Below are 25,852 nucleotides of genomic sequence, written 5' to 3' on the forward strand. Positions count from 1 at the left end.
AAAGAGTTGCCGCTGGTCGGAATAAAACTTCTAACGGCCACCATTATCTCTTTGTGATAACTCTTTATTGTTAACAATCAATGTGTTGCGGATGTAATAAGCACGAATGTGCAACTGTCCCGGTTTCTTGGGCCAGCGCTAGTTCGATGGTAGTTTGCCGCCCCTTGATTTTCGATGGATCGAACATGTCTTTTTTATCGCCACGGACTCGGTACTTGCTGTGCACTTTCATGCTCGCCTGCCTGAGCCTGAATACGGCCACCGCCGCCCCCACGCCTGGGGATCAAGACCTGATCCGCGATCGGCAGAACCGCCTGCTGGAAGAGCAAAGCCGGCGCCTGCAAGAGCTTCAGGACCTGCCCGGCAAAGAAGCCAAGCCACAGGCACCGGCTACGCCTGCCGACACCCGCTGCTTCCCGATCAAAGACATCGAACTCAAAGGCGCCGACAGCCTGCCTGCCGGCGACCGCACGCTGCTGCTCAAACCCTATGTAGGCCAATGCCTGGGCGTCTCGCAGCTCAATGAGTTGCTCAAGGTCATCACCGACTATTACATCGCCAAAGGCCGCGTCACTAGCCGCGCCTACTTGCCGCAACAAGACCTCTCCAGTGGCCATCTGCAGGTGTTGGTGGTCGAAGGCAAACTCGAAGCGGTGCGCAGCGCCGAAGGCAGCAACGTCACCGAGCGTGAACTGGCCATGGCGTTTCCCGGCAAGGTCGGTGAGGCGCTGAACCTGCGCGAGGTCGAGCAACTGGTGGACCAGCTCAACCGGTTGCCGTCCAAACAGGCGCAAATGGAGCTGACGCCCGGCAAGCAAGTGGGCGGCAGCGACGTGGTGGTCAAGAACACCCCGCAAAAGCCCTGGCGCGCCAGCCTGTCGCGCAACAACGACGGGCAACGCAGCACCGGCGAGCAGCAATGGGGCGCGGGCCTGGAGTGGGACAGCCCGCTCGGCCTGGCTGACCAATTGGTATTGCGCGGCGGCCACGACGCGATCAGCGACCACCAGAAAACCTCGAAAAACACCCTGCTCTACTACAACGTGCCGTGGGGCTGGTGGAACTTCACCTACACCTACAGCGAGAGCGATTACCGCGCGCTGGGTTACACCGACACCTTCAAGTTCAAGCAGTCGGGCGACAGCCAGAACCACCAACTGCGCGCAGAGCGCGTGATTCACCGCGATGACGTGAGCAAAACCTCGGTCAACGTGGGTGTGGCTCACCTGCGCACCAACAACTACGTCAACGACGCCCAGCTCGAAATCAGCAGCAACCGCCTCAGTGAGTTGCAGTTTGGTATCAACCACGGCCGGCGCATCGGCAATGCTTTCGTCAACATCGACCTCGGCGTACAGAACGGCATCGGCGCCTTTGACGCCCAGCGCGACGACCAGCACCGCGACCAGTTCGGCAACCTCACGCCCACCCCGGATTACCGCAAATACACCGCCACCGTCAGCTATTTGCAGCCGTTTCGCCTGTGGGGTGAGTCGTTCAGCTTCACCAGCCTGGCCACCGGGCAACGCAGTGAAGACGTGCTGTTCTCGCCGCAGCGCATCAGCCTCGGCGGCTCGTCGTCGGTGCGCGGTTTCAAGGATCAGCAACTGTCCGGCGACAGCGGCGGCTACTGGCGCAACGAAGTGCGCTGGGCGCGCCCGGTCACCCTCGAATGGCTGCGCCCGGCCTTCGCCGAATACGGCACCAGCCTCGGTTACGACCAGGGCGTGATCCGCAACGACCGTTACAACGGCGACAACCACGGCCGCGTTTCAAGCAACTCCGTGGAACTGTTCGCCCGGGGCAAATACGTCAGCACCAGCGTGACGTTTGCCCACTCGTTAGAAAGACCTGGAGTGGTGACGGAGCGTGAAGCGCCGATCTACTTCCGCATGGATTTCTTCCTGTAATTCAACGCCCCGCTGCAACGAGAATTTGACCATGGATGTTCGCCACTTTGCCTTTCTGGCCCGCCAACCTTCTGCTGCCCTGAAGCGCCGCGACGCGTTCTTCGGCCTGCCCAAGCGCGGCCTGGTGCTGATCCTGGTCAACGCGCTGTTCTGGCAGCCGTTGCTGGCCCAGGCCGAAGGCATTGTGGTGAGCAACCCGGCCACCAGCGTCGGCCAGGCCGGCAATGGCGTGCCGGTGGTGAACATCGCCACCCCCAATGGCAGTGGCTTGTCCCACAACCAGTTCAAGGACTACAACGTCGGCCCCAACGGCGTGATCCTCAACAACGCCACTGGCGCGCTGCAGAACACCCAGCTGGGCGGTTACATCGTCGGCAACCCCAACCTCAAGGGCGGCGCGGCCAACGTTATCCTCAACGAAGTCAACGGCGGCAGCCCGAGCCAGCTGCGCGGTTACACCGAAGTAGCGGGGCAGTCGGCCAAAGTCATCGTCGCCAACCCTTACGGCATCACGTGCAGCGGCTGCGGGTTTATCAACACGCCCAACGTGACCCTGACCACCGGCAAGCCGATGATGGACAACGTCGGTCGCCTGGACCACTACCAAGTGGACGGCGGCGCCGTGACCATCGACGGCGAAGGCCTGAACGCCAGCAACGTCGACCGCTTCGAAATCATTACCCGCTCGGCCAAGATCAACGCGCAAATCAACGCCCGTGAACTGGCCGTGGTCGCCGGGCGCAACGACGTCGACGCCAAAAGCCTGAAAGCCACCGCCCGTGCCGACGACGGCAGCGCCAAGCCCGAGCTGGCCATCGACTCCAGCGCCTTGGGCGGCATGTACGCCGGTGCGATCAAACTGGTGGGCACCGAAGCCGGTGTGGGCGTGAAGCTCGACGGCACGCTGGCGGCCAGTGGTGGTGATATCCAGCTCGATGCCAATGGGCATTTGAGCATGGCGCAAACCGCCGCCAGCGGCGCGGTCAACATCAACGCCGCAAGCCTGGACGCCAAAGGGCCGGTGTATGCCGGTACAGCCCTTAACGTGAACACCCAGGGCGACCTCACTAACCGCCAGAGCCTGGCCGCCCGTGACCGCATTGCGCTGTCCAGCGGCGGCACGCTGACCAATGGCGACATCATCGAAGCCGGCGTCAACGCCGACAACACTCGCAACGCCACAGGCGATGTGAGCCTGCGCGGCAAGGCCGTCACCAACACCGGCGCCAGTGTGATTGCCAGCCGCGCGTTGAGCGTGGATGCCCAAGCGTTGAACAACCAGGGCGGCACACTGGGTGCCAAACAACACACCCAAATTACCGCTGCCACAGTCGATAACCAGAACAAAGGCCGCATTCTCAGCAACGGCGGCCTGGCCATCACCGCTGATCGCCTGCAGAACACCCAAGGTGGGTTGGTCACCAGCAACGGGCCGCTGACCGTCGTCGTCGGTGAGCTGCATAACCAGGGCGGTGAGCTCTCAAGCCTCGACACTGCAGCGCTGACGGTCGCGACCCTCGATAACGTCGCAGGCCTGATCACGGCGGGCAATGCGCTCAGCCTCAACGTCGGCAGCCTCAACAACCAAGCCGGGTTGGTCACCAGCCAAGGCACGGTGAGCGTGGCCGGTAATAGCCTCGACAACCGCCAAAAAGGCTTGGTCGCAGGCGTGGGTGGTGTGCAGGTCAATGTCGCCAACATCGACAATCGTAACGGCGAGCTGTCCAGCCGTGCGGGCGTTGTGGTGACCGCTACGCAACTGGATAACAGCGACGGCGGGCTGCTGATTGCTGGCGCCGGTGCAGGTTTGAATGTCGACCAACTGCTTAACCGCAACCAGGGTTTGATCAGCAGCGAAGGGCTGCTGAGCATCACCGCGCGCACGCTGGCCAACGGCGGCGGCACGCTCTCCAGCGCCGGGCCGCTGACCCTCAGCGCACTCGGCGCGGTGGACAACCGAGGCGGGCGGCTGGTCACCGATGGCAGCCTGATACTCAACGCCGCAAGCGTCGACAACAGCCAGAACGGCACCCTGAGTGCGCGCCAGGCCCTGTCCCTTGGCACTGCCGACCTCAACAACCAGCAAGGCGGCCAGATCACCAGCGCCGAGGCGCTGACGCTGGACCTGCACCGTGGCGAGTTCAATAACCAGGGCGGGCTGATCAACGCGCCGCTGTTGATGCTCAACAACCTCAAGAACGTGCATAACCAGGGCGGCGAAATCTCCGGCAGCCAGGCGTTCACACTCACCGCCGACAACCTCGACAACAGCAGCGGCAAACTGCTGAGCAACGCCGCGCTGACCCTGCGCATCGGCCAGGCCCTGGCCAACGTCAAAGGCATGATTGCCGCCGCCTCGGTTGACGCCCACGCCACCGACCTCGACAACAGCGGCGGCACCCTCACCAGCCGTGGCGACACGCTGCTCAACGTGGCTGGCCGCCTCACCAACCGCGACCAGGGCCTGCTCAACGCGAGCAATACGCTGACGCTCAACAGCGCCGCGCTGGACAACCAGAACGGCTCGCTGCTGGGCAGCGCGATTGCCCTGGACTTCGGCACCGCCACCGGCGACCTGAACAACGCGGGTGGCCTGATCACCACCGCTGGCAACCTCTCCATCAACCACCTGCGTGACCTCAGCAACCAGGGAGGCGAACTCTCCAGCGCGCAAACTCTGAACCTCAGCGGCCGCACGTTGAACAACAGCAACGGCAAACTGATCAGCAATAACCTGCTGGTGCTCAATGCCGAAAACCTGATCAACCAGAATGGCCTGATGTCCGGCTGGCAGGGTTTGACGGTCAGCGGCGCGAACCTGGACAACCGCAACGGCGGCACCTTGTCCAGCCGTTACGGCGACCTTAATGCCACGCTGACCGCCAGCCTGCTCAACAGCGCAGGCGGGGCACTGGTGAGCCAGAAAGCGCTGACCGTTAATGCCGGCGAACTGGATAACAGCAACAAAGGCGTACTCTCCAGCGCGGCCGGGCAGACGCTTACCGTCGGCGGCTTGCTGAACAACGCCCAGGGCGGCGTGATCGACAGCGGCGCGGCCCTGAGCCTGACTACGCAAAACCTGGACAACAGCGCCGGCAGCATCAGTGGCGGCACCGCCACCACCCTTGACCTGCTCGCGACCCTGACCAACACCAGCGGCAAACTGGCCAGCGGCGGCCCGCTGCTGATCAGCCGCGCAGCGCAGATCAACAACCAGGGCGGCCAGATCGCCAGCCAAGGTTTGTTGACCCTGCTGACTGTCGGCCTGGATAACCGCAACCGTGGCACCCTGGCCGCCAACGACCGCTTGAGCCTCACCGCCAGCGGCCTGGTACAGAACGGCAACGACGGCTTGATCTACAGCCAGAACGCCGACCTCCTGCTCACCGCCAGCCGCTTGGACAATGGCAAAGGCACCGTGCAAAGCCAGGGTGGCATGACCGCCAACGTGGCCGACACGCTGGATAACCAGAGCGGCAAACTGATCGCCCAGGCCGGTGACCTGAATATCAACGCGGCCAGCCTCGACAACCGTGGCGGCACCCTCGCCAGCCTCAAGGCCGCACTGCAAACCCAAGTGGTCGGCGTGCTGCGCAACGGTTACGACCTCAACAACAACCGCCAGGGCGGCGTGATGCAGGGGCAAAGCCTCAACCTGCAAGCCGGCAGCATGGACAACTATGGCGGGCGCATCGCGGCGCAGGGCGGCAACGCACTGGTCACCACCGGCAACTTCGACAACCGCAACGGCGGGCTGTATGCCAAAGGCCTGATGCGCGTGGTCGGGCATGACTTCGATAACAGCGGCGACAACGACGGCCAGATCGCCGGCCAACAGATCGACCTGGACCTCAGCGGCGCACTCAACAACCGCCTGGGCATCATCGAAAGCGAAAGCACCCTCAAGGTGCGCGCGGCCAGCCTCGATAACCAGACCGGGCGCCTGCGTGCGCTGGGCACGGCGGGCACCACCGAATTCGCCATCGGCGGTCTGTTCGACAACCGCAACGGCGTGCTGGAAACCGCCAACAACGACCTGACCCTCAACGCCGGCAGCTTCCAGAACCTGGGCGGCAACGTACTGCACGTGGGCACCGGCAACTTCGGCATTGCCCCGGCCAACCTCAACGACGTGGGCGGCAGCCTGGTCACCCGTGGCGACCTGACCATCACCCAGGGCAACTGGACCAACAGCAGCGTGATCCAGGCCGGGCAACTCACGGTCAACGTCGACAACCTCGACCAGACCGCCACCGGCCAACTGCTCGGTGCCCGAGGCTTTGTCGGCAATGGCGCCAACTGGACCACCCACGGCCTGATCGCCAGCGACGGCGCGCTCGACCTGACCTTGAGCGGCGCGCTCAACAGCAGCGGGCGCATCAGCAGCCTGGGCAACCTCAACCTCAGCGCCGCACAGGCCAACTTGAGCGACACCGCCAGCATTGCCGGCGGCGGCGTCACCACCGCTACCATCGCCGGCACACTCAACAACCGTGGGCGCCTCACCGCCGCCACCGACCTGGTGGTCAACGCCGGCACACTCAACAACTACGCGACCCTGGGCAGCGGCCAACGACTGGTCGCCACCACCGGCGCCTTGCTCAATGACCACGGCCTGATCTTCAGCGGTGGCGACATGAGCCTGCGTGTGGACGCGCTGAACAACAGCTACGCCGACGTCTACAGCCTGGGCAACCTCAGCGTCGACCGCGACGGCAAGGGCGGCCTGGCCAGCAGCATCCTCAACAGCTCATCGACGATTCAGAGTGACGGCAACCTCAGCCTGTCCGCCAACTCGATCAAAAACGAGCGGGCGGTACTCGACGTCAACGACGCGGGTGTCTACACCGCCTCGGCCACCGAAGGCACGTGCATCAAGTACGTTAACGCCGGTGACTGCAAAGCCGGCGGCACCCCGCGCAACTACGTGTGGGAGTTGGTGACCCGCGACAAACTGGAAGTGACCGCTGCCAGTGCCGGTTCAAGCATCACCGCCGGCGGCAACATGACGTTGGCCGGCGGCGACTTGCTCAACAGCAGCAGCTCGATCGCGGCCGGCGGTAACTTCACCGCGCGCCTGAACAACCTGGTCAACACCGGCATCGAAACCGGCGAGACCGAGACCTATCGTCTTTTCACGTCAGAGCGCACCAAGCACCCTGAAGGCTGGTTCGGCGCCGCCGCCGCACTCACCAACAAATATTGGTACAAAAGCGCCGGTTACAACCCCAATGACCTCGGCGGCCTTGAAGCCACCGTGGCCAACTTCATCGGCATGATGGAGATCGAGCGCACCCAGTTCGGCAAAGTCACCAAAATCGCCAGCGATGACCAACGTTACGCCGCCGTGATTCAGGCGGGCGGCGCGGTAGACGTCAAGGCCCAAGCCGGTATCGACAACAGCGTGGTACGCCTGGGCTATAGCTACATCGGTGCGGGCGCCAAAACCACCACCGACGCCACCGGTGCCAGTGGCGCAGCCGGTTACTCCACCCGCGTGACCCTCAACCAGCAACTGCCGCCGGACCTGGCCCAACAGCAGATCAACCCGCTGAGCCTGCCCGGCTTTACCTTGCCTACCGGCCAAGGCGGGCTGTTCCGTCTCAGTGGCCAAAGCGCCAGCGCGCCAGCCAGCACCGGGCCGCAAGGCTGGACCTTGGGCGGCGGCAGCGTCGACCGCATGCCGGTTACCGGCCCGGTCGTACCCGGCAGCAGCACCTCGGCCGACGGCGTGGTGATCAACCGCGTGCAGGGCTTGCCAGACAGCCAGTTCGTTTCCAACCCACAGAAATACCTGATCGAAACCAACCCGCTGCTGACCAACCTCAGCCAGTTCTTAAGCTCCGACTACATGCTGTCCAAACTGGGCTACGACCCGGACCAGGCACAAAAGCGCCTGGGTGACGGCCTGTATGAACAGCGCCTGATCCAGCAAGCCGTGATCGCCCGTACCGGCCAGCGCTTCATCGATGGCCAGACCAGCGACACAGCGATGTTCAAGTACCTGATGGACAACGCCATCGGCACCAAACAGGCGCTTAACCTGGCCGTAGGCGTGAGCCTCACCGCTGAGCAAGTCGCGGCCCTGACCCACGACATCGTGTGGATGGAAAACGCCACCGTCGCCGGCCAGCAAGTGCTGGTGCCCGTGCTCTACCTGGCCCAGGCCAACAACCGCCTGGCGCCCAACGGCGCACTCATCACCGGCAGCGACCTGAACCTGGTCAGCGGCACCGACCTCAACAACGTCGGCACCCTGCGCGCCACCAACAACCTCGCTGCCAGCGCCGGGCGCAACATGGTCAACAGCGGCCTTGTGCAAGCGGGCAACCGCCTCGACCTGCTCGCCGGCAACACCCTCACCAACCGCGCCGGCGGCATCATCGCCGGGCGCGACGTCAGCGTGCGCGCGGTAAATGGCGATGTACTCAACGAACGCACCGTCACCAGCCACCAGAGCAGCAGCGGCTACCGCACCGAACGCACCGACTTCGTCGACAACGCCGCCCGCATCGAAGCCGCCAACACCCTCACCCTGCAAGCTGGGCGCGACGTCAACAGCACCGGCGGCGCCTTCAAAAGCGGCGCCGACCTGGGCGTTCAAGCCGGGCGCGACGTGAACCTGGCCACCGCCGAACAACGCAACGCCAATGCCGTCAGCACCTACATGCGCAGCAGCAGCGCAAACCAGTACGGCACCGTGATCGAGGCCGGGCGAGACTTCCAGGTGGTGGCTGCGCGGGATATCAGCGCCATCGGCAGCCAGCTCAATGCCACGCGTGATCTGGCGCTGGTAGCCAAGGGCAATGTGAACCTGGCGTCAGCGGCGAATGAACAGCATTCGGCGTTTAATTCCAAGAAGGTGACCAGTCAGGAGGACCACGTTCAGCAAGTGGGCACCTCCCTGGTTGCCGGTGAGAACCTCTCCCTCAGTGCCGGCAACGACCTCGTGGTCAGCGCCAGCCGTGCGAGTGCCGGCAAGGAAGCCTACCTGTACGCAGGCAATGACCTGGCGCTGAACGCCGCGCAAGACAGCGACTACAGCTATTACCGCAAAACCAAAACCAGCAAAGGGTTGCTGTCCAGCAGCCAGAAAACGCGCATCGACAGCAGTAACCAGATCAGTCAGCAGGGTTCTTCCATCAGCGCTGATACCGTGGTCGTGCGTGCTGGCCGTGACATCGGCACTACCGCCAGCGACGTGGTTTCCACCAACGCCACCAGCCTGATTGCCGGGCGCAATGTGGTGATTGATGGGGCCACGGAAACCTTTGAACAAAGCCATTCGTCCTCGACCAAAAAATCGGGCTTGATGAGCAGCGGCGGCATCGGCGTTACGTTGGGTTCAAGCAGCAACCAGAACACCTTCACCAGCAGCACCGAAACCACCCGAGCCAGCAACATCGGCAGTGTGCTGGGCAGTGTGGATATTCAGGCTGGCAAAGACCTGACCATTCGTGGCTCTGACGTGGTTGCCGGTAAGGACATCAGCCTGGTTGGGCAAAATGTCAGCATCCTGGCTTCCGAGAACAACAACCGTAGCGAGCAGACCTCCAAAAGCAAAACCAGTGGTTTGACCCTGGCGTTGTCCGGCACCGTGGGCAGTGCGGTGGACTCCGCTTATAAGACCGCCAAGCAAGCCAAGAACGAGGACGACGGCCGCCTCTCGGCGCTGCAAGGTGTGAAGGCGGGTTTGACGGGGGTGCAGGCGTGGCAAGCGGCGCAGCAGAATGGCGGCATGACCGGCGCTAACGCTTCGCAGTTTGTGGGGATCAGCATCTCCCTGGGTTCGCAGAAATCCGATTCCAAACAGACCCAGGAGCAGACACTCAGCCAGGGCAGCAGCCTGACGGCCGGCAACAACCTCACCATCGTGGCGGACGGTAACGGTACGCCTGGGGCCGCAGGTGATATCCATGTTCAAGGCAGCAAGCTTCAGGCCGGTAATGAGATGCGGCTGGCGGCGGAGCGCGATATTCGCCTGGAAGCTGCGGCGAATAACCAAAAACTTGATGGCAAAAATAGCAGCAGTGGTGGTGCGGTAGGTATCAGCCTAGGCGTGGGTTCCGAAGGCGGCGGCCTGAGCATTTTCGCCAATGCCAACAAAGGCACCGGTAACGAGAAGGGCACTGGCACCACCTGGACGGAAACAACCCTGGATGCGGGCAAACAGGTCAGCCTGATCAGCGGCCGAGACACCGCCCTGAAGGGCGCGCAGGTCAGCGCAGACAAAATTACCGCTACTGTGGGGCGCGACCTTACGCTGCAAAGTCTGCAAGACACCGATAACTACAAGTCCAAGCAGACGGATGTGAGTGGCGGCGTCAGCTTCGCCATCATCGGCACCGGCGGCAGTGCAAACCTGAGCATCAGTAAAAGCAAGATCGACTCCAAATACCAGAGTGTGCAGGAGCAAACCGGCCTGTTCGGCGGTAAGGGCGGCTACCAGATTGACGTAGGCAACCACACGCAACTCGATGGCAGCGTGATCGGCAGCACAGCCACGCCGGACAAAAACCGCCTGAGCACCGGCACGCTGGGATGGAGCGTTTTAAAGAACAAGGCTGAGTACACAAGCCAGTTGCAGAGCGCCAGTGTGAGCAGTGGCGCAAGCGGAGCGAACGCCTTCATCAGCAACCTGCCCTCCGGCAGCTTGATCGCGTTCAATCATGGCGACAGTGACAGCGGCACCACCTCATCGGCCATTTCCAACGGTACCCTCGACATCCGCGACCCTGCTAAACAGCAGCAGGACGTTGCAACGCTGAGCCACGATGTTGAACACGCCAACGGCAGCATCAGCCCGATCTTTGATAAGGAAAAAGAGCAGAAGCGCCTGCGGCAGGTGCAGTTGATTGCGGATATTGGTACTCAGGCAGTAGACATCGTTCGAACCCAAGGCCAGATCGATGCTGATAAAGAGGCGCGTGCTGAACTTGATAAGCGTGGCATCAAGGACCCTGGAAAAGATGCCAAAAAAGAGGACGTCGATGCCTACAAGAAACAACTGATTGCCACTGACGCTTATCAACGGATCATGGCGGACTACGGGGTCGGCGGCAATTACCCACGTGTAGCGCAGGCGGTGACAGCAGCATTGCAAGGGTTGGTGGGAGGCGATATCGGTTCCGCTATTGCGGGCGCGTCGGCGCCGTACATGGCGCAAGTCATCAGGAAAACCACCGGAGACAACGCTGTACTCAACACCATGGCGCATGCCGTATTGGGTGCGGTGGTGGCGCAGGCGCAAGGCAACTCTGCGGGAGCGGGGGCTGCGGGAGCGGCGACGGGTGAATTCATCGCCCATCAGTTGTATCCGGGCAGGAAGACAATCGAGTTGACGGAGGAGGAGAGAGAGACGGTTGTTGCACTTTCGGGTCTAGCAGCAGGGTTGGCTGGGGGGATTGCTGGTGGTGATCTGGGCGGTGCGGTTACTGGGGCAAAGGCGGGAAGCAATGCGGTGGAGAACAACTCCCTCAGTGATATTGCAGAAGCATTAGCCGCACATAAGACACTTGAGCAGCAGGCTGAAGACCGCGTCAAAGCAGAAAACCAACACTACAAGGAGCAAAACTGCGCTGGCATGAGTGAGCAAGCGTGCTCGGTCAAGATGTATACTCAGCGGCGTGAAGAGCTCAAAGATGCCCTGTCAGAAGGCGCAAATTTTGTACCAGTTGTCGGCACAGTTAAAAGCGTAGCGGAGGCTGAGAGTGCACTTGATTACCTTGAGGTAGCAGCATCACTTATTCCAGGTGAACGGATTANNCGGATGCTGAGGCTGGCATGCCCTATGCCCACCCGATAAAGGAGGCTGGTGAAAAAGGTGGTGTCAAACTGGCTAGTGTTGAGGTCGATGTGACCAAAGCCAGTAAAGGAACACCTGAATACAAAATACTGAATGAGCCCCCACCAAATAGCCAAGTCAAGCTGAGCAACGGCACTGAATTTAAGACCAATTCAAGCGGTTACGTTGATGAAATTACCTACAGTCCGTCGTTGGATAAAGGCGTCCGTGATGCACGCCAAACGGCAGTTGGCAAAGAGGGATTGCCAACGGATGTGGGGGGGCACATCCAGGGTTGTCAGCTTGGTGGTACCTGTGACAGATTCAACCTCTTTCCGCAGGATGGTAATTTCAATAACTCTGCCTATAAGCGGTGGGAAACAGAAATTAAGAAGGGGTTGAACAACGGTGATCAGGTCGGCGCCGTGACAGTGCGCTTTTCTAGAACGGATCCTGTGTCGGCAAGACCAGATTCATTAGTTATTGACTACTCAATCAATGGAATAAAAATGCGCAAGTCATTCAGGAATGAGGCCGGGCAATGAGCATTGAGCAACAAGTACAGGTCTTGAATGCGCTCACGCAGATCATGCATGACTCTGCGAATGGTCCGTACGAGGAAATGCGTTGTGAATTTGAGCATGAAGTTTATGACGGAGGGTGGTCTGTAGGTTCTAAATACTCATTCGTTCGCGATGGCTTGTTCTTCAGCGAGCTTTTGGATGACCCTGAAGATAGAGCTTCTAGTCACGTCCATAAGTTGCACGAGCTGATGAGATCGCACACAGGTGGTGATTGGAGAAAATTTGTACTGGTTATCGACCCTAGTGGAAAGGCTAATACCAAATTCATTTATTAAGTTGGTACAAAAGGTGGTGTCAAACTGGCTAGGGAAATGGGGGCAGACCACGTTTTGTGGACCACGTTTTGCGTTTTTTAGAGTTCAGTGAAGTTGTTATTTAAAAATATGGTTTATTTTTTGAAAAATAAGGTGGGCCACGATTTTGCTTTTTTAGAGTTTGGTAGAGTTGGTATTTTCAAAGCATAATTTATTTTTGTAATATTTTTATTTTGTCCGCCTAGTGATCGAAGGCTAAGCTGGGATCCCTCAGGGCCTGACCCCTGTTTTCACTATTTCATCGAATGCGTTGAAACAAAATCCCGGTATCAAAGCCGTTTTTGAATTTCCAAGTCAAAAAGCGGCTGAGAGAGCAACTGATATTTTGATTGAGCAAAATATCAGAAACGTTACTGCGAGGGTTGCACCCTAATGACTACGCATAAGCTTGAATTTCGTCATAGGCCAAAATTTTCAGAGTCTATTGAAAAACGGCACGAAAATATTATCGAAAGGTTGTCCGGCTTAGGTGCGCCATGGAATTTGGCCGGTGCTGTAGATGTTCCCGATATTGAAGGCGAGCTTGTTGTTTCTGTTTCTTTGGATAAATTCCTTCCAAAGGGAATAAAAGGTCGAATTGCATATTCTCTTAGAAGTGAGAAATATCTAGAAGATGATGCTCAATTTGATGACTCTCTATTCATTGAGTTTTCGAATGCTAAAATTGATTATTTGGACTTGTTGAAACGAATTTTCCCTGCGTACGTAGAGGCTTTTGGTGCCTATAGAGCTGCACTGCATGATTGGTCTGTCACTAGAAGCGACTGGCCGGCAGTAGTAGCTGCATGCGATGCTACAAAAAAAGATGTTAACGGGAGAGAGGGTGTTTTTCGTATAAATGCGGCTAATTATTTTGATGAGAAATTATGCCTTCGTGCATTTGGGAAAAGCCCTCAACAGATTATTAACTGTCTCAAGGGGCACGTTGAGGAGACCTCGGAATTGGCCGGAGGTGTGTTGATTGTTGTTAGCTATACGCCGCTGACCACCAGCGAGATAGCTACTGCTGGAGAGCGATTAAAAGAACTTTTGGTTGGGTGATGCGAGGGGAGGCTAGGTCCAGAAGAGCCGGGGCCAACTGGCGCACTCCCAACAATGACGACTTGTTGCCCTGCCTGCTGTCCGCACGTGACCTCCACGCTTGGCAAACTGGTAAGACAACTCGAGACCAGTCGACCAAGATTAAAGGATGTTTCAAGGGAAATAGGGGTCAGACCACGGTTTTCGTTTTTTAGAGTTCAGCAGAGTTGCTCTTTAAAAACATGATTTATTTTTTGTAATTATTCCAATCTGTTGGCCTGTTGAAGGGCGGCTAAGCTGTAAGCTCCTATCCAGTTAGGGGTTTATATGGCTCGCCGTCCTAGGGTTTTACTGCCGGATATCCCGTTGCATATTATTCAGCCGGGAAACAATCGGTCTGCGTGTTTTTATTCAGATAAAGACTATATTTTTTACATTGATACATTAGCCGTGCTTGCTGAATTGTATGGCTGTAAAGTTCACGCATTGTGCTTGATGACAAATCATGTTCACTTGTTGTTGACTCCCACCTGCTGCGCGGGGGCTGGCCTGCTTATGAAGGGGCTGGGGCAGCGCTACGTTCAATATGTCAATCGAACATGTCAACGTACGGGCACGTTGTGGGAAGGCCGTTTCCGCTCCTGTTTGGTTCAACAAGACAACTATGTTTTAGCTTGCTATCGATATATCGAAATGAACCCGGTCAGAGCGGGTATGGTTGCTCATCCGGGCGACTACCGTTGGACCAGTTATAGAACAAACGCACAGGGCGAGCTATCAGGCTTTATAAGCCCGCATGCAGTTTATAGCGACTTAGGTAGCGGCGCCGCGCAACGAGCCGAAGCTTACCGGTCAACATTCCTGGATCGGCTCTCACCTGAGTTGATAGAAAAAATTCGATCTTCTACAAACGGCAATTATGTTTTGGGCGATCAGAAGTTTGCGTCAGAGATTGCGCAGATAGTAGGTAAAAGAGTTTCACCGAGCGTGTCGGGACGCCCGAAAAAGTGTGTGTTAAAAGTTTAAGAATAGTGGTCTGACCCCTATTTCCCTCCGGAGACAACGCTGTACTCAACACCATGGCGCATGCCGTATTGGGTGCAGTGGTGGCGCAGGCGCAAGGCAACTCTGCGGGGGCGGGGGCTGCGGGAGCTGCGACGGGTGAATTCATCGCCCATCAGTTGTATCCGGGCAAGAATACAATCGAGTTGACGGAGGAGGAGAGAGAGACGGTTGTTGCACTTTCGGGTCTAGCAGCAAGGTTGGCTGGGGGGATTGCTGGTGGTGATCTGGGCGGTGCGGTTACTGGGGCAAAGGCGGGAAGCAATGCGGTGGAGAACAACTCCCTCAGTGATATTGCAGAAGCACTAGCCGCACATAAGACACTTGAGCAGCAGGCTGAAGACCGCGTCAAAGCAGAAAACCAACACTACAAGGAGCAAAACTGCGCTGGCATGAGTGAGCAAGCGTGCTCGGTCAAGATGTATACTCAGCGGCGTGAAGAGCTCAAAGGTGCCCTGTCAGAAGGCGCAAATTTTGTACCAGTTATCGGCACAGTTAAAAGCGTAGCGGAGGCTGAGAGTGCACTTGATTACCTTGAGGTAGCAGCATCTCTTATTCCAGGTGAACGGATTANNCGGATGCTGAGGCTGGCATGCCGTATGCCCACCCGGTAAAGGAGGCTGGTGAAAAAGGAACAGAGCAAGTTTTACGGGAAGTCGAGATTAGTTCTGGTGGTAAAGGTGCATGGAATAAAGAGCTGAATAATCCTGTGCCGAATACCGTATATAAAGTCGATGGGAATAAAACCTTCCAAACAGATGGCTTGGGCCGCGTTGAAAAAGTCGAGTCAAATCTTTCATTGACTAAAAATGATCGGAATACATATCAGCAATGTGTGGCAGGAAAGTGCGGTGTCACTGGGGACGAGGGTGGGCACTTGATTGCTAGTATATTCAACGGACCTGGGGAGAGATTGAACCTCCTTCCCATGAATGGAAACTTGAATAAAGGTACTTGGAAAACTATGGAGAATACATGGGCGTCCGCACTTAAGGAGGGCAAACAGGTTAGCGTGAAGATTGAGCCTGTGTATTCTGGTAAAAGTATTCGGCCAGATAGCTTTAATGTGGAGTATTCAATAGGCGGTGCTCGTCCAAAAGAGATTGTATTTAAAAACTCACCGGGTGGAAATTGATGCGTAGTGATGATGATATCTACAATGACATTGGGAGCATTTTATTTCAGATTGCTCCCGATGGAGCATGTAAAATTATAATGCGTGCACAGCTATCCCAAGAGCTAGATAGCTGTGAGTATGAGTATGACTACATTGATAAACAAGGTAACGTTGCCTGGTTCACGGCAGGCGGGCGAGCCAATACAGATATTTTAGCTCTTTTAACAGAGCTGCGTAGTTGGTATGTTGAGAATAAACTTACAGGAGGGCTGCCAGCGTGGAGTGGCTGTGAGGTGACCTTGGATTTAGTTGAAGTTAAAATTAGTATAGACTTTGTTTATCCTTGATAATTAAGCGGCAAGTTTGAAGGGAAATAGGGGGCAGACCCTGAGGGATCCCCAAAAATTTACCCTAAGCTCTGCGCTTGATGGCACACCTCATTAAAAGAATAGTGGTCTGACCCCTATTTTCTTAATTAAAACTACTGCCAAAGGCTAAACAATGATTATGCGTTTAGAAATGGTTGAGAAAGGACTTGTAGAGAAATAGGGAAATAGGGGTCAGACCACGGTTTTGTTTTTTAGAGTTAAGCAGAGTTGCTCTTTAAAAATGTGATTTATTTTTTGTAATTATTCCAATCTGTTGGCCTGTTGAAGGGCGGCTAAGCTGTAAGCTCTTATCCAGTTAGGGGTTTATATGGCTCGCCGTCCTAGGGTTTTACTGCCGGATATCCCGTTGCATATTATTCAGCGGGGAAACAATCGGTCTGCGTGTTTTTATTCAGATGAAGACTATATTTTTTACATTGATACATTAGCCGTGCTTGCTGAATTGTATGGCTGTAAAGTTCACGCATTGTGCTTGATGACAAATCATGTTCATTTGTTGTTGACTCCCAGCTGCTGCGCAGGGGCTGGCTTGCTTATGAAGGGACTGGGGCAGCGCTACGTTCAATATGTCAATCGAACATATCAACGAACGGGCACGTTGTGGGAAGGCCGTTTCCGCTCCTGTTTGGTTCAACAAGACAACTATGTTTTAGCTTGCTATCGATATATCGAAATGAACCCGGTCAGAGCCGGTATGGTTGCTCATCCGGGCGACTATCGCTGGACCAGCTATAGGGCAAACGCATAGGGCGAGCTATCAGGCTTTATAAGTCCGCATGCTGTTTATAACGAATTCTGTAGCGGCACCGCGCAACGAGCCGAAGCTTACCGGTCTATATTCAATGATCGACTTTCACTTGGGCTGATAGAACAAATTCGATCTTCTATAAACGGTAATTACGTTTTGGGCGATCAGAAGTTTGCGTCCGAGATCGCGCAGGCATTAGGTAAAAGAGTTTCGCAGGGCGTGTCAGGACGCCCAAAAAAGTATGAGTTAAAAGAATAGTGGTCTGCCCCCTATTTCTTAATCGCGGCAGGCGCCGGGGCCGTGGTTGGCTCTGGGCGAGGTACCTCAGGTGCTGTTGTCGCGGGAGGAAACGCGATGTCGGTGGAAGTCTATAATCGAGCAGCTCATGAGGCGGAGGTGGCGGCGATCAAGGCTGAGGCTCAGAAAGGTGACTTCACGGAAGCGAACCTGGAAAAGGCCATGTGTTACATCATCAAGTGCTGGGCTCATCTGGAGCGAGGGACCAAGGAGTATCACGATGCATACTTGAGTGAAGCCGATATGGTCGGGCTGAGTAATGAGCTTGAATGGGCAGATGCGCAAAGGGATAAAGGCCTGTTTAACTATTCGCTCACTGACTCGGTTTTTGATGCGGGAACGCGTGATGTCATTCCTGTGGTAGCTAACACCGCCAAGACTGTCACGGGAGGGGCAAGTGTTTACTCGGGGGGCACTCTATGCGGCACAGTGGCCGGGTGCTTTTTCGGTGGGCCTATGATTGTATTCGGATTAGGGAATATTGAGGAGGGCACCTCAGCCCTTTATAACCATGTTAATAATGAAGAGGGCAGTTATAATCATGTTAAACAAACTTTTGATCAGATTCCTGGCGGATATGGGCCGGTGATATATAGTGCCGCAGATTTCGCGTTATCAATTGGTTCGGGGTTTGTAAAGGTGCCTCTGAAGATGGGGTTGGCTGATGGTTTGAACAAGAAAAAATCAATATTTGATGTGACGGTCAGAAAGTTTGATAATAACCAATTTATTCTTGGTAAAAAGGCGCCGTATGGCGGTGCAATGTTGCTATATTTTCTGTCCGTGGGCGCGAAAGGCAATAGCCTTTACAATGAGGCGGTCGATGCGAGCAAGTAAACTTATAAATACCCTGCTGCTGATAGTTTCATTGTTGGCGGTGGTGTGTGGGGTGAGTACGTTTTTCGGCATGATGGTCGCCATAGTGGTTGGTATACTGCTTCGCACAGATTCGAACTGGGTGTTCATCTGGATTGGATTTCCCTTGTCAGGAATATTTGCTGTGTACTGGATAGTTACACGGTGGGATTATGTGAAATCCTTTATGTCCGGGCGTGGTGGGTGGTAGAGCGGGTAATCGAGGTCAGATCACGTTTGTATGTGGTCTTACTCCTGGCTGCGCTACTCAATGGCTTTCTACGATTTGACGGTAGCTGGAAGCGCTTTTTCCTCATGGTGCTGGTGCAGTTGTGGTTTGGCCAGGCGGTCTACAGCTATGCGCGAGGCGCCAGGGTGGCCATCGCGCCGGGCGGCATGAGTAAGGATGCCGACCCGGAGTGGCGAGCGGCGTTGGCCGGCTTCGCCCTGTTTTTATACGGGGTCGTATTTTTTTTGAGTTTTTGAACCTTGCATAGCCCATGTATGTATACGGAAAACCCTTATGAGAAAAGTTGCCTTTATCCTCTCGGCCCTGATCCTCGCGGGCTGTCACTCCAATGCGCGCGACTCGTCGTCCAGCCTGCTCAAAGACGGCGTGCAGTTGCAGCAGAACAAGGTCGTGGCCGATGCCGAGCAAGCCAAGGTGATCATGCGGGCCACCGGTTTTACCTACCCTGTGCAGTTCTCCGTGCGCCGTGGCGGTGATGCGGATCAGCGGCCGGAGATCCTCGGCACGGTGGTAGATTCAGGCCGTGGCAAGGTGTTCGGCTGGATCGCCAAGATGAGTGAGGTTGCCAACAGTGCGGCGGTCAAGCGCTTCCCGCAGTTGGAAGTGTTGGCTGATCCGGGGCAGACAATCGAGGTATTGGGCGAGTCGCGGGTGTATGACTCGAACTACTACCGCTACGCCGAAAAAATTGTCTACGCCTGCGGCCCTATGAGCTCGGCGTTCAAGCCGCAGAAGCAGAAGGTTTACCTGGTGGAGTTCGTAATCGTCGGCGCGGGCTGTGAGCAGCATGTGTATGACATCACCGATCCCGCGCAGCGTATTCCCGTCCTCGAGTGAAATAGGGGTCATGAAATAGGCAGAAATAGGGGTCAGACCACGTTTTTGTTTTTTAGAGTTGAGCAGAGTTGCTCTTTAAAAACATGATTTATTTTTTGTAATTATTCCACTCTGTTGGCCTGTTGAAGGGCGGCTAAGCTGTAAGCTCTTATCCAGTTAGGGGTTTATATGGCTCGCCGTCCTAGGGTTTTACTGCCGGATATCCCGTTGCATATTATTCAGCGGGGAAACAATCGGTCTGCGTGTTTTTACTCAGATGAAGACTATATTTTTTACATTGATACATTAGCCGTGCTTGCTGAATTGTATGGCTGTAAAGTTCACGCATTGTGCTTGATGACAAATCATGTTCATTTGTTGTTGACTCCCACCTGCTGCGCAGGGGCCGGCCTGCTTATGAAGGGACTGGGGCAGCGCTACGTTCAATATGTCAATCGAACATATCAACGAACGGGTACGTTGTGGGAAGGCCGTTTCCGTTCCTGTTTGGTTCAACAAGAAAACTATGTTTTAGCTTGCTATCGATATATCGAAATGAACCCGGTTAGAGCCGGTATGGTTATTCATCCGGGCGACTATCGCTGGACCAGCTATGGGAAAAAGGGGGCAGATTTATTTAATTTTTCGAGTGTTTTTTTACTTAAATAAATCTGTCCCCTTTTTGCTATTAGGTAAAAGAGTTTCGGAGGGCGTGTCAGGACGCCAAAAAAGTATGAGTTAAAAGAATAGTGGTCTGACCCCTATTTTCTTCTATTTTCTAGTGACCCCTATTTTCTTCAGTTGCCAAGTTTGAGGGCTGAGTGGGAAAAAAATACAGGCGAGATATGGCCAAAAGAAAGCTTCACTGATAAAAATGGCAATATGAAAACCAGAAATTACGATGCGCACCATGTGATAGAGAATAAATTTGGTGGTAAAGCTGAGTGGTGGAATATTACACCTGCAATGCGGGGTGGAGAGCATCAGGGAGGCATTCATAGAACGCAGGGTCCAGCAGAAAAAATATTTGGTAAGTGACTATGAAAAATTCAGTAGAAATTCGAAAGTTTATAGACGAAATAACATCCGCTGAGCTTTTTGAGGGGGATTATGGTGACTGTATTTCTAATGTTGATGCCATATTAAGTGGTGTTGAAGAATCGGATCGAAACAGTGTGCCTGCGGATTATCTTGAATTTCTTGCGGATTTTGGATTCGGTGAGCTAGACGCTGCATTTTATGTTGATGATGGTCCGGAAAAATATTCAACTATATGCGGTCGGCAAATTGAAGGTTATGAAGGGATTTACATAATTGGCGGGAATTCGAGTGATGTGCTATATGGTTTTGACGCAAAGAATAATTGGCAGGTCGTAGCGGTTAGTTCGGAGCTGGATGGGTTCGAGGTGTTAGCATCAAACTTTTCTGACTTTATCTTAGAGCAGCTTAAATATATAAAATCTATGGTTGAGCGACGTGCGGAACGCTAATGTTTATTTAGCGGTTTAAGAGGTACAAAAGGCGGTCCTTCAGAAGCTGTCGCTTACTTCAGGGTTGAGGGGGCGGATCTGGTACTAAGGGAAAAAGGGGACAGATTTATTTAATTTTTCGAGTGCTTTTTTACTTAAATAAATCTGTCCACTTTTCCGCCCTTTTCATTCGCGTCGAAGAGTTATTCGAGTATGGAACCAAAAAAGCGGGGTTATGGTTGTGAGCAACTCAGCATCAATTATATCGGATGTGGCAATTGACGAAGACACTTTCGCTGATTTTCTCCACGCTGTAGGTGGAATCGTCAGCGCGGGTAAACGTAGTCGTGGAGTATTGAGCTGGGATGAGGCCACTTTGTATGTGTCATTACTTACCTCCGAAAAGCTCATAGGTTTTTATGATGCGCAAGATATTCTCGATTGGGAATCTTGGTTGGGTGCCACGCCGAGGACAATGATTGAAATACAGTTGGGACACTCAAAAGGGTCGATAGAGATGTATTTATGGTTGGCGTACGAGTTTGGTAAAAAATGGAATTGTGTTGTTGATGATGTTAATTCTGTGACCATTAAGTACTCTGAAATCTGTGACAGGTATATAAGATCGAGCGTGAAATAGGGGCAGGCCATTTTCTGTTTGATGGTGTAAAGGAGTAGTGACAAGCCACCTTTAATATTCAAGTGTAGTTTGCCCCTACTCACTGCCTCACCGTTAACAGGGCAACTCGTCAGCCGCCCTGTCGCGGTCAGTTGACGCTGTTAAGCCTGCGAATAATGACATCCAGCAAATCACACCCATCCCGCAGCGGTATAGCCAGTAGTTGGGCGAAGTCTTGAAGCACCACAGCATCGCTGCTGAGCTGTTCGCGGAAGGCCAGGTTTTCCAACAGTTGCGTGACGGCGCGAATCCGGTACGCGGCGGCGTCGTGGAGTACGTCGAGTGAGATATTGGGGTCAGACCACGTTTTTTGAATGAGCCGGCGCATATAGGTACGAGGTTCCCATGACACGTGAGGTTCAGATGGCAGGTTTAGCGGTAGTCGGATGGCGGTTGGTGCAGGGGTTGTGCCTGCTGCTGATGTTCGTCAGTGCAAGCGTTTGTATGTTGGCGTGGGGCTCCTTCGACAGCTCTACCGCCGGCGCTTTCGGAGCGGCGCTGGGCGGTTTCCTGATGTGTGGCATTGGGCTGCTGTTCGCATTTGTGTTCGAGCGCTTGCGCACGCCTCGGGCCACGGCGCGCTACATGGTGACGCGGGTGGCCGTGGTTCTGCTGCTGGCAGCGGGCGCGGTGTACTTGGCCGACGCGGTATGGCTTGCGCCTGAGCGCGACGCGCTCGACGCGAATTTGGAAGGGGCGACCTGTGGCAAGTACACCGGCACCATCGTGAAAGGCTGGGAGCAGATTTGCGCCGGGAGGAAATAGAGCAGAAAAAGGGCACGGATTTGAATGGCACTTACTTAATCTTCGTAGAGTGGCCATTTTTTCTGATTTCGGCCCTTGCCACCGAACGTTTCGGCATCAGGGTACAAAGCGGATAGAGTTATTTAAGGGCTATAAAATAAATCCGTTCCCTTTTCCCCCAGTGCATGCTTTTCACAGCGCCAAGGCTGCATAGGCAACAGGCCACTTTTACTGCCCAAGCGTGGCCCGCACCTATTCACTGCCTCACCGTTAACAGGGCAACTCGTCAGCCGCCCTGTCGCGGTCAGTTGACGCTGTTAAGCCTGCGAATAATGACATCCAGCAAATCACACCCATCCCGCAGCGGTATAGCCAGTAGTTGGGCGAAGTCTTGAAGCACCACAGCATCGCTGCTGAGCTGTTCGCGGAAGGCCAGGTTTTCCAACAGTTGCGTGACGGCGCGAATCCGGTACGCGGCGGCGTCGTGGAGTACGTCGAGGGGCGCGCTGGTGTCGATAAGCAGAGCGGGGACGGTGCAGTCGTGGCCCGTTAGGGGCATGTATTGGTTCATGGTGAAACCTCGGTCAGTAGAGTGAAGCTGTCACCTATCGTCGCCAAACGAATGGGTGACAGCTGTACGCAGGTTGGCGAACCGGGACCGAGTTCCGGCAGACCCGAAGGTCTCCCGCGCACAGCTGCCATAAAGCAGCGATGCGGGTACGGAAGCCCCTGCAAGCAAGCAGAAAGCTTTCGCATACGGTCAACGGATCGCCAAATCCGATCGCCCTTGTTGGGCGACGGGCCGGACTATAAGCCCCCCACCCAAACCCACGCAAGGCACCAACGCCCTGACTCAACCCTCTTTTGTCTATCCCCAACCCCACCACCCCCAACGCATTCCGCCGTCCGCTCACGGATATCAGGCAAATCCTCGGTAGTTTGGGGAAGCGTCCTACCGCAAAAGGAACCATTTCCCTCAAGTCCGGGTCTTTACCCCGCCCACCCGCAACCGGTCGGGCTGCATGGACTGCAGCGTTTTTAAAACGACATTAAGGATTAATGTGAACTTCGCCTCCCCAATCCCTTGTCTAACACCACCGGCTGCGGTGCGATTGCTCGCGCCTGGGGTTCAGCAGGGCGCCTTGGGGGAATACATTCGGATCATCTGATCCCTCGCTCAGCACACCTACAGCCGCCGGGCGTATTGGCGGCTTTGACTGTAGTTCATGGAGTTTGAAATGAAGCGCAAGCCGTTCCAGAAAACCCTGCTGGCCCTGATGGTCAGCGCAGGCGCCGCGCATGTTGCTGCGGTGGAATTCGACGTGAGCAGCGGCCAGAACAAGTGGAAAGGCCAGGTGTTCAACGAGCCTGTCACCTTGGTCGGGTCGCGCAATGTGGTGGCCACCCAGCGTAATGTCGATGGGGCCAGTGTTGCCGAGACCAATGTTCAGGGTTCGCTGATCAACCGCGCCGACTACAACATCGATGGCAGTGGCCTCAACATCCGTGGTTTTGTAGTGGATGGCGCGCTGGACTCTGATCTGCGGGCCCGTGGCGGCACGATCACCGGTGATGTCATCCAGGCCGGTACGATCAGGCTCACCAACCAGACCTGGGCCGAAGGTTTTGAGGTGGGCGCCGCGAACATCGGCGGCAGCGTGATCAACTCCGGAACTATCGTCACCGTTGACGTGCCGGGGTCGGACAGTGACGGCGAGGGCATGTACCTCAATGGCACGACCGTCGGTGGTGACGTGATCAACTCCGGCCTGATTGATGTCACTTCCATCTACGGCTACGGCCTGATCCTGGACACCCATAACAATATGCCGGTGACCGTCGGCGGCAAAATCCTCAACTCCGGCACCATCCGCGTCACGGGCGAAGAGGCGTTGGGCATTGAAGTTGAAACCGACACTAGTGACCTGCGTATAGAAAACAGCGGTGTGGTGACGGTCAACGGTGGTATGGCCAGGGCCGTACAGTTCAACTCCGGCACCTTCGATTACTTGCTCAACACCGGCACGATTGAAGCCAACGGCGCCAATGCGGTGGCTGTGCATCTGACTGGTGCAACCTTTACCCAGAACCCGCAGTCGGGCGCGCGCGGCGTTATCAACCGGGGTCTGATCAGTGCCGACAGCACCGCGATCCTGGTCAATGCCCGCGACCAGACTTCGCCCTTCGAGATCAACCAGCAAGCAGGCGAGATCCGCAGCAAATCCGGCACGGCCATCGACGCCGCCAACCTTGCCACGCTGAACTGGACGGGCGGCAAAATCACCGGCGACTTGCTCAACCTGAGTGCGGTGAATGTCGCCGGCCAAGCTGATTTTGCCGGCCAGCGCATCATCGCGCCGGTCTCGATTAATTCCGGCTCGTTGAACCTGGCCGCGCCCGGTACCACGATCAGCGGCAACCTTAACGTCGCCAGCGGTGCGGGCATTGATATGCACCTGGCCGACAGCGTGGTGCCGACCACGCCGTATCTGTCGGTCAACGGTACGGCTAATTTCGCCCAGGCGTCGAAGCTCACGGTGAGTGCGCAGCCAGGCGACTTTGCGCGCACCAATAACGGCACTCAATACACCCTGTTGCAGGCCACCAGTGTGCAGAACAACGGCCTGTCGGTTGCCAGTTCGTCATCGCTGCTCAACGTGCTGAGCTACTCGGCGGATGCGCAAACGGTCAAGGCTGTCGTCGCGGTTAAAAACAACCAGCAAGTGCAGCAGGAACTTGCCGGTGCAGGTGCCAGCGCCGCAGCGGCCACGGCGGTGAATACGTTCAAGAACGATGTGCTCGGCGGGCTCAACCAGAACGACCCAGTGTTCCAGTCCCTCGCCAACGCCGGGACTGCGCAACAGCTTGCTCAAGTGAGCGAGCAGCTCAAGCCGGACGTCAACCGTGGCGCGCTGGATGTGGCGTTGTCGGGGCAGACTGTTATCAATGGCGCAATCTTCAACCGCCTTACCGACCAGCGCGAAGGCCATCAAACCGGCGGCGTGTGGGTGCAGGGTTTGAGCAGCAACATGGACCAGGATGGGCGCGGCGGTAACAACGGTTACTCGGCCAACAGCAGCGGCATGGCCGTGGGTGTGGACGGGCGTTTGAACGACACCACTACCCTGGGCGTGGCTTACAGCTACCTTAATTCCAACATCCATTCGGACCTGGGCAACAAGACCGATGTGGAGGGCCACGCGCTGTCGCTGTATGGCAACTGGGCGCTGCAAAACTGGTTTGTGGATGGCAGCCTCAGCTACGGTCATAACGACAACGACAGCAAGCGCCATGTGGCGGGCACCACGGCCAAGGGCAGTTACGACAGCAACGTGTTGGCAGCCAGCGTAATCGGCGGCTACAGCTTCAAGCCATCGCAGGCGGTGGTGATCGAACCGCGTGTGGCGGCGCGTTATGCCAACGTGCGCATGGACGGCTACGACGAGAAGGGTTCTTCGGCGGCGCTGAGCACGCGTTCGCAGCGTTATGAAGTGGGTGAGTTGGGTGCCGGTGTGCGTTTGGCCGGCAACTTGCCGATGGGCGCAGGCAGCCTGCAACCGGAAGCGACCTTGATGGCGTATCACGACCTGATGGGTGATCGCGTGGCGCAAACCTCCAACTTTGTGGCGGGTGGTGCGGCGTTCACCACCACCGGCGCGTCGGTGGCGCGTGACAGCTACGAGGCGAGTGTGGGCGTGAACTACCAGGTGTCGGACTTCACCGTGGGCGCCAGCTACACCCGCCAAGCGCGCAGTGGCTTCGACGCCGATGGCGTGATACTCAAAGCGCGTTACGCGTTTTAAGCCCTGTGGGA

At 56.1% G+C, this 25,852-nt stretch carries 20 protein-coding genes; 18 read left to right on the plus strand and 2 right to left on the minus strand.

What is annotated here, in order from left to right; genetic code table 11:
* The first annotated feature begins 185 nt into the window (after positions 1-185).
* The 16 genes from HX790_RS13470 to HX790_RS13555 all read left to right on the plus strand — a co-directional run bounded on the left by HX790_RS13470 (position 186) and on the right by HX790_RS13555 (position 21,255).
* Positions 186-1,910 (plus strand): ShlB/FhaC/HecB family hemolysin secretion/activation protein, encoded by a 1,725-nt coding sequence (locus HX790_RS13470; protein ID WP_032865546.1) that lies wholly within the window; start codon positions 186-188, stop codon positions 1,908-1,910.
* 31 nt (positions 1,911-1,941) lie between these two features.
* A complete protein-coding gene (locus tag HX790_RS29575; protein ID WP_256351590.1) occupies positions 1,942-11,715 on the plus strand; it encodes a hemagglutinin repeat-containing protein in 9,774 nt (3,257 codons plus the stop codon).
* Entirely contained in the window at positions 11,694-12,239 is a 546-nt protein-coding gene (locus tag HX790_RS13485) for a DNA/RNA non-specific endonuclease (protein ID WP_032865575.1), read from the plus strand. The genes HX790_RS29575 and HX790_RS13485 overlap by 22 nt, the downstream gene beginning before the upstream one ends.
* The gene (locus HX790_RS13490; protein ID WP_073637953.1) at positions 12,236-12,553 is read left to right on the plus strand and encodes a hypothetical protein; all 318 of its coding nucleotides are present in this window, start codon (positions 12,236-12,238) and stop codon (positions 12,551-12,553) included. Before HX790_RS13485 ends, HX790_RS13490 begins: the two co-directional genes overlap by 4 nt.
* A 411-nt stretch (positions 12,554-12,964) precedes the next feature.
* A complete protein-coding gene (locus HX790_RS13495; protein WP_080593756.1) occupies positions 12,965-13,633 on the plus strand; it encodes a hypothetical protein in 669 nt (222 codons plus the stop codon).
* 306 nt (positions 13,634-13,939) lie between these two features.
* The gene (locus tag HX790_RS13500) at positions 13,940-14,638 is read left to right on the plus strand and encodes a transposase (RefSeq protein WP_176991660.1); all 699 of its coding nucleotides are present in this window, start codon (positions 13,940-13,942) and stop codon (positions 14,636-14,638) included.
* A gap of 53 nt (positions 14,639-14,691) precedes the next feature.
* Entirely contained in the window at positions 14,692-15,288 is a 597-nt protein-coding gene (locus HX790_RS13505) for a VENN motif pre-toxin domain-containing protein (RefSeq protein WP_176991661.1), read from the plus strand.
* Positions 15,267-15,809: a DNA/RNA non-specific endonuclease gene (locus HX790_RS13510; protein WP_080593731.1), complete on the plus strand. Its 543-nt coding sequence runs from the start codon at positions 15,267-15,269 to the stop codon at positions 15,807-15,809. The genes HX790_RS13505 and HX790_RS13510 overlap by 22 nt, the downstream gene beginning before the upstream one ends.
* Entirely contained in the window at positions 15,809-16,138 is a 330-nt protein-coding gene (locus HX790_RS13515; RefSeq protein ID WP_017135223.1) for a hypothetical protein, read from the plus strand. Before HX790_RS13510 ends, HX790_RS13515 begins: the two co-directional genes overlap by 1 nt.
* 349 nt (positions 16,139-16,487) lie before the next feature.
* On the plus strand, positions 16,488-16,928 hold the full coding sequence (locus HX790_RS29580; protein WP_256349324.1) for a transposase: 441 nt from the start codon (positions 16,488-16,490) through the stop codon (positions 16,926-16,928).
* A gap of 354 nt (positions 16,929-17,282) precedes the next feature.
* Positions 17,283-18,062 carry a DUF4225 domain-containing protein gene (locus tag HX790_RS13525; RefSeq protein ID WP_017135224.1) on the plus strand — a complete coding sequence of 260 codons (780 nt, stop codon included), beginning with the start codon at positions 17,283-17,285 and terminating at the stop codon, positions 18,060-18,062.
* A 183-nt stretch (positions 18,063-18,245) separates the two neighbouring features.
* On the plus strand, positions 18,246-18,566 hold the full coding sequence (locus HX790_RS13530) for a hypothetical protein (RefSeq protein ID WP_157786464.1): 321 nt from the start codon (positions 18,246-18,248) through the stop codon (positions 18,564-18,566).
* Positions 18,567-18,603: 37 nt separating this feature from the next.
* Complete coding sequence (locus tag HX790_RS13535) at positions 18,604-19,167, plus strand: hypothetical protein (protein ID WP_017135227.1); 564 nt, start codon at positions 18,604-18,606, stop codon at positions 19,165-19,167.
* A 168-nt stretch (positions 19,168-19,335) separates the two neighbouring features.
* Positions 19,336-19,815: a transposase gene (locus HX790_RS13540; RefSeq protein WP_256349323.1), complete on the plus strand. Its 480-nt coding sequence runs from the start codon at positions 19,336-19,338 to the stop codon at positions 19,813-19,815.
* Between the two features lie 371 nt (positions 19,816-20,186).
* Positions 20,187-20,636, plus strand: coding sequence for a hypothetical protein (locus HX790_RS13550; RefSeq protein ID WP_017136663.1), 450 nt, complete (start codon positions 20,187-20,189; stop codon positions 20,634-20,636).
* A gap of 214 nt (positions 20,637-20,850) precedes the next feature.
* A complete protein-coding gene (locus tag HX790_RS13555; RefSeq protein WP_017136664.1) occupies positions 20,851-21,255 on the plus strand; it encodes a hypothetical protein in 405 nt (134 codons plus the stop codon).
* 127 nt (positions 21,256-21,382) lie between these two features.
* Here the strand turns inward: HX790_RS13555 and HX790_RS13560 are convergent, their stop codons facing one another.
* Positions 21,383-21,622 (minus strand): hypothetical protein, encoded by a 240-nt coding sequence (locus HX790_RS13560; protein WP_017136665.1) that lies wholly within the window; start codon positions 21,620-21,622, stop codon positions 21,383-21,385.
* Between the two features lie 17 nt (positions 21,623-21,639).
* Here HX790_RS13560 and HX790_RS13565 point away from each other — a divergent pair, with 17 nt between their 5' ends.
* On the plus strand, positions 21,640-22,059 hold the full coding sequence (locus HX790_RS13565) for a hypothetical protein (RefSeq protein WP_017136666.1): 420 nt from the start codon (positions 21,640-21,642) through the stop codon (positions 22,057-22,059).
* A gap of 283 nt (positions 22,060-22,342) precedes the next feature.
* On the opposite strand, the gene HX790_RS13570 is transcribed toward HX790_RS13565, so the two are convergent.
* Positions 22,343-22,597: a hypothetical protein gene (locus tag HX790_RS13570; protein WP_017136667.1), complete on the minus strand. Its 255-nt coding sequence runs from the start codon at positions 22,595-22,597 to the stop codon at positions 22,343-22,345.
* Between the two features lie 679 nt (positions 22,598-23,276).
* Between HX790_RS13570 and HX790_RS13575 the strand changes: the two genes are divergently transcribed.
* Positions 23,277-25,841, plus strand: a complete 2,565-nt coding sequence (locus HX790_RS13575; RefSeq protein WP_017136668.1) for an autotransporter outer membrane beta-barrel domain-containing protein — start codon at positions 23,277-23,279, stop codon at positions 25,839-25,841.
* Positions 25,842-25,852 lie beyond the last annotated feature (11 nt).

This window comes from Pseudomonas sp. IPO3747 (assembly GCF_013385245.1).
Lineage (GTDB): Bacteria > Pseudomonadota > Gammaproteobacteria > Pseudomonadales > Pseudomonadaceae > Aquipseudomonas > Aquipseudomonas edaphica.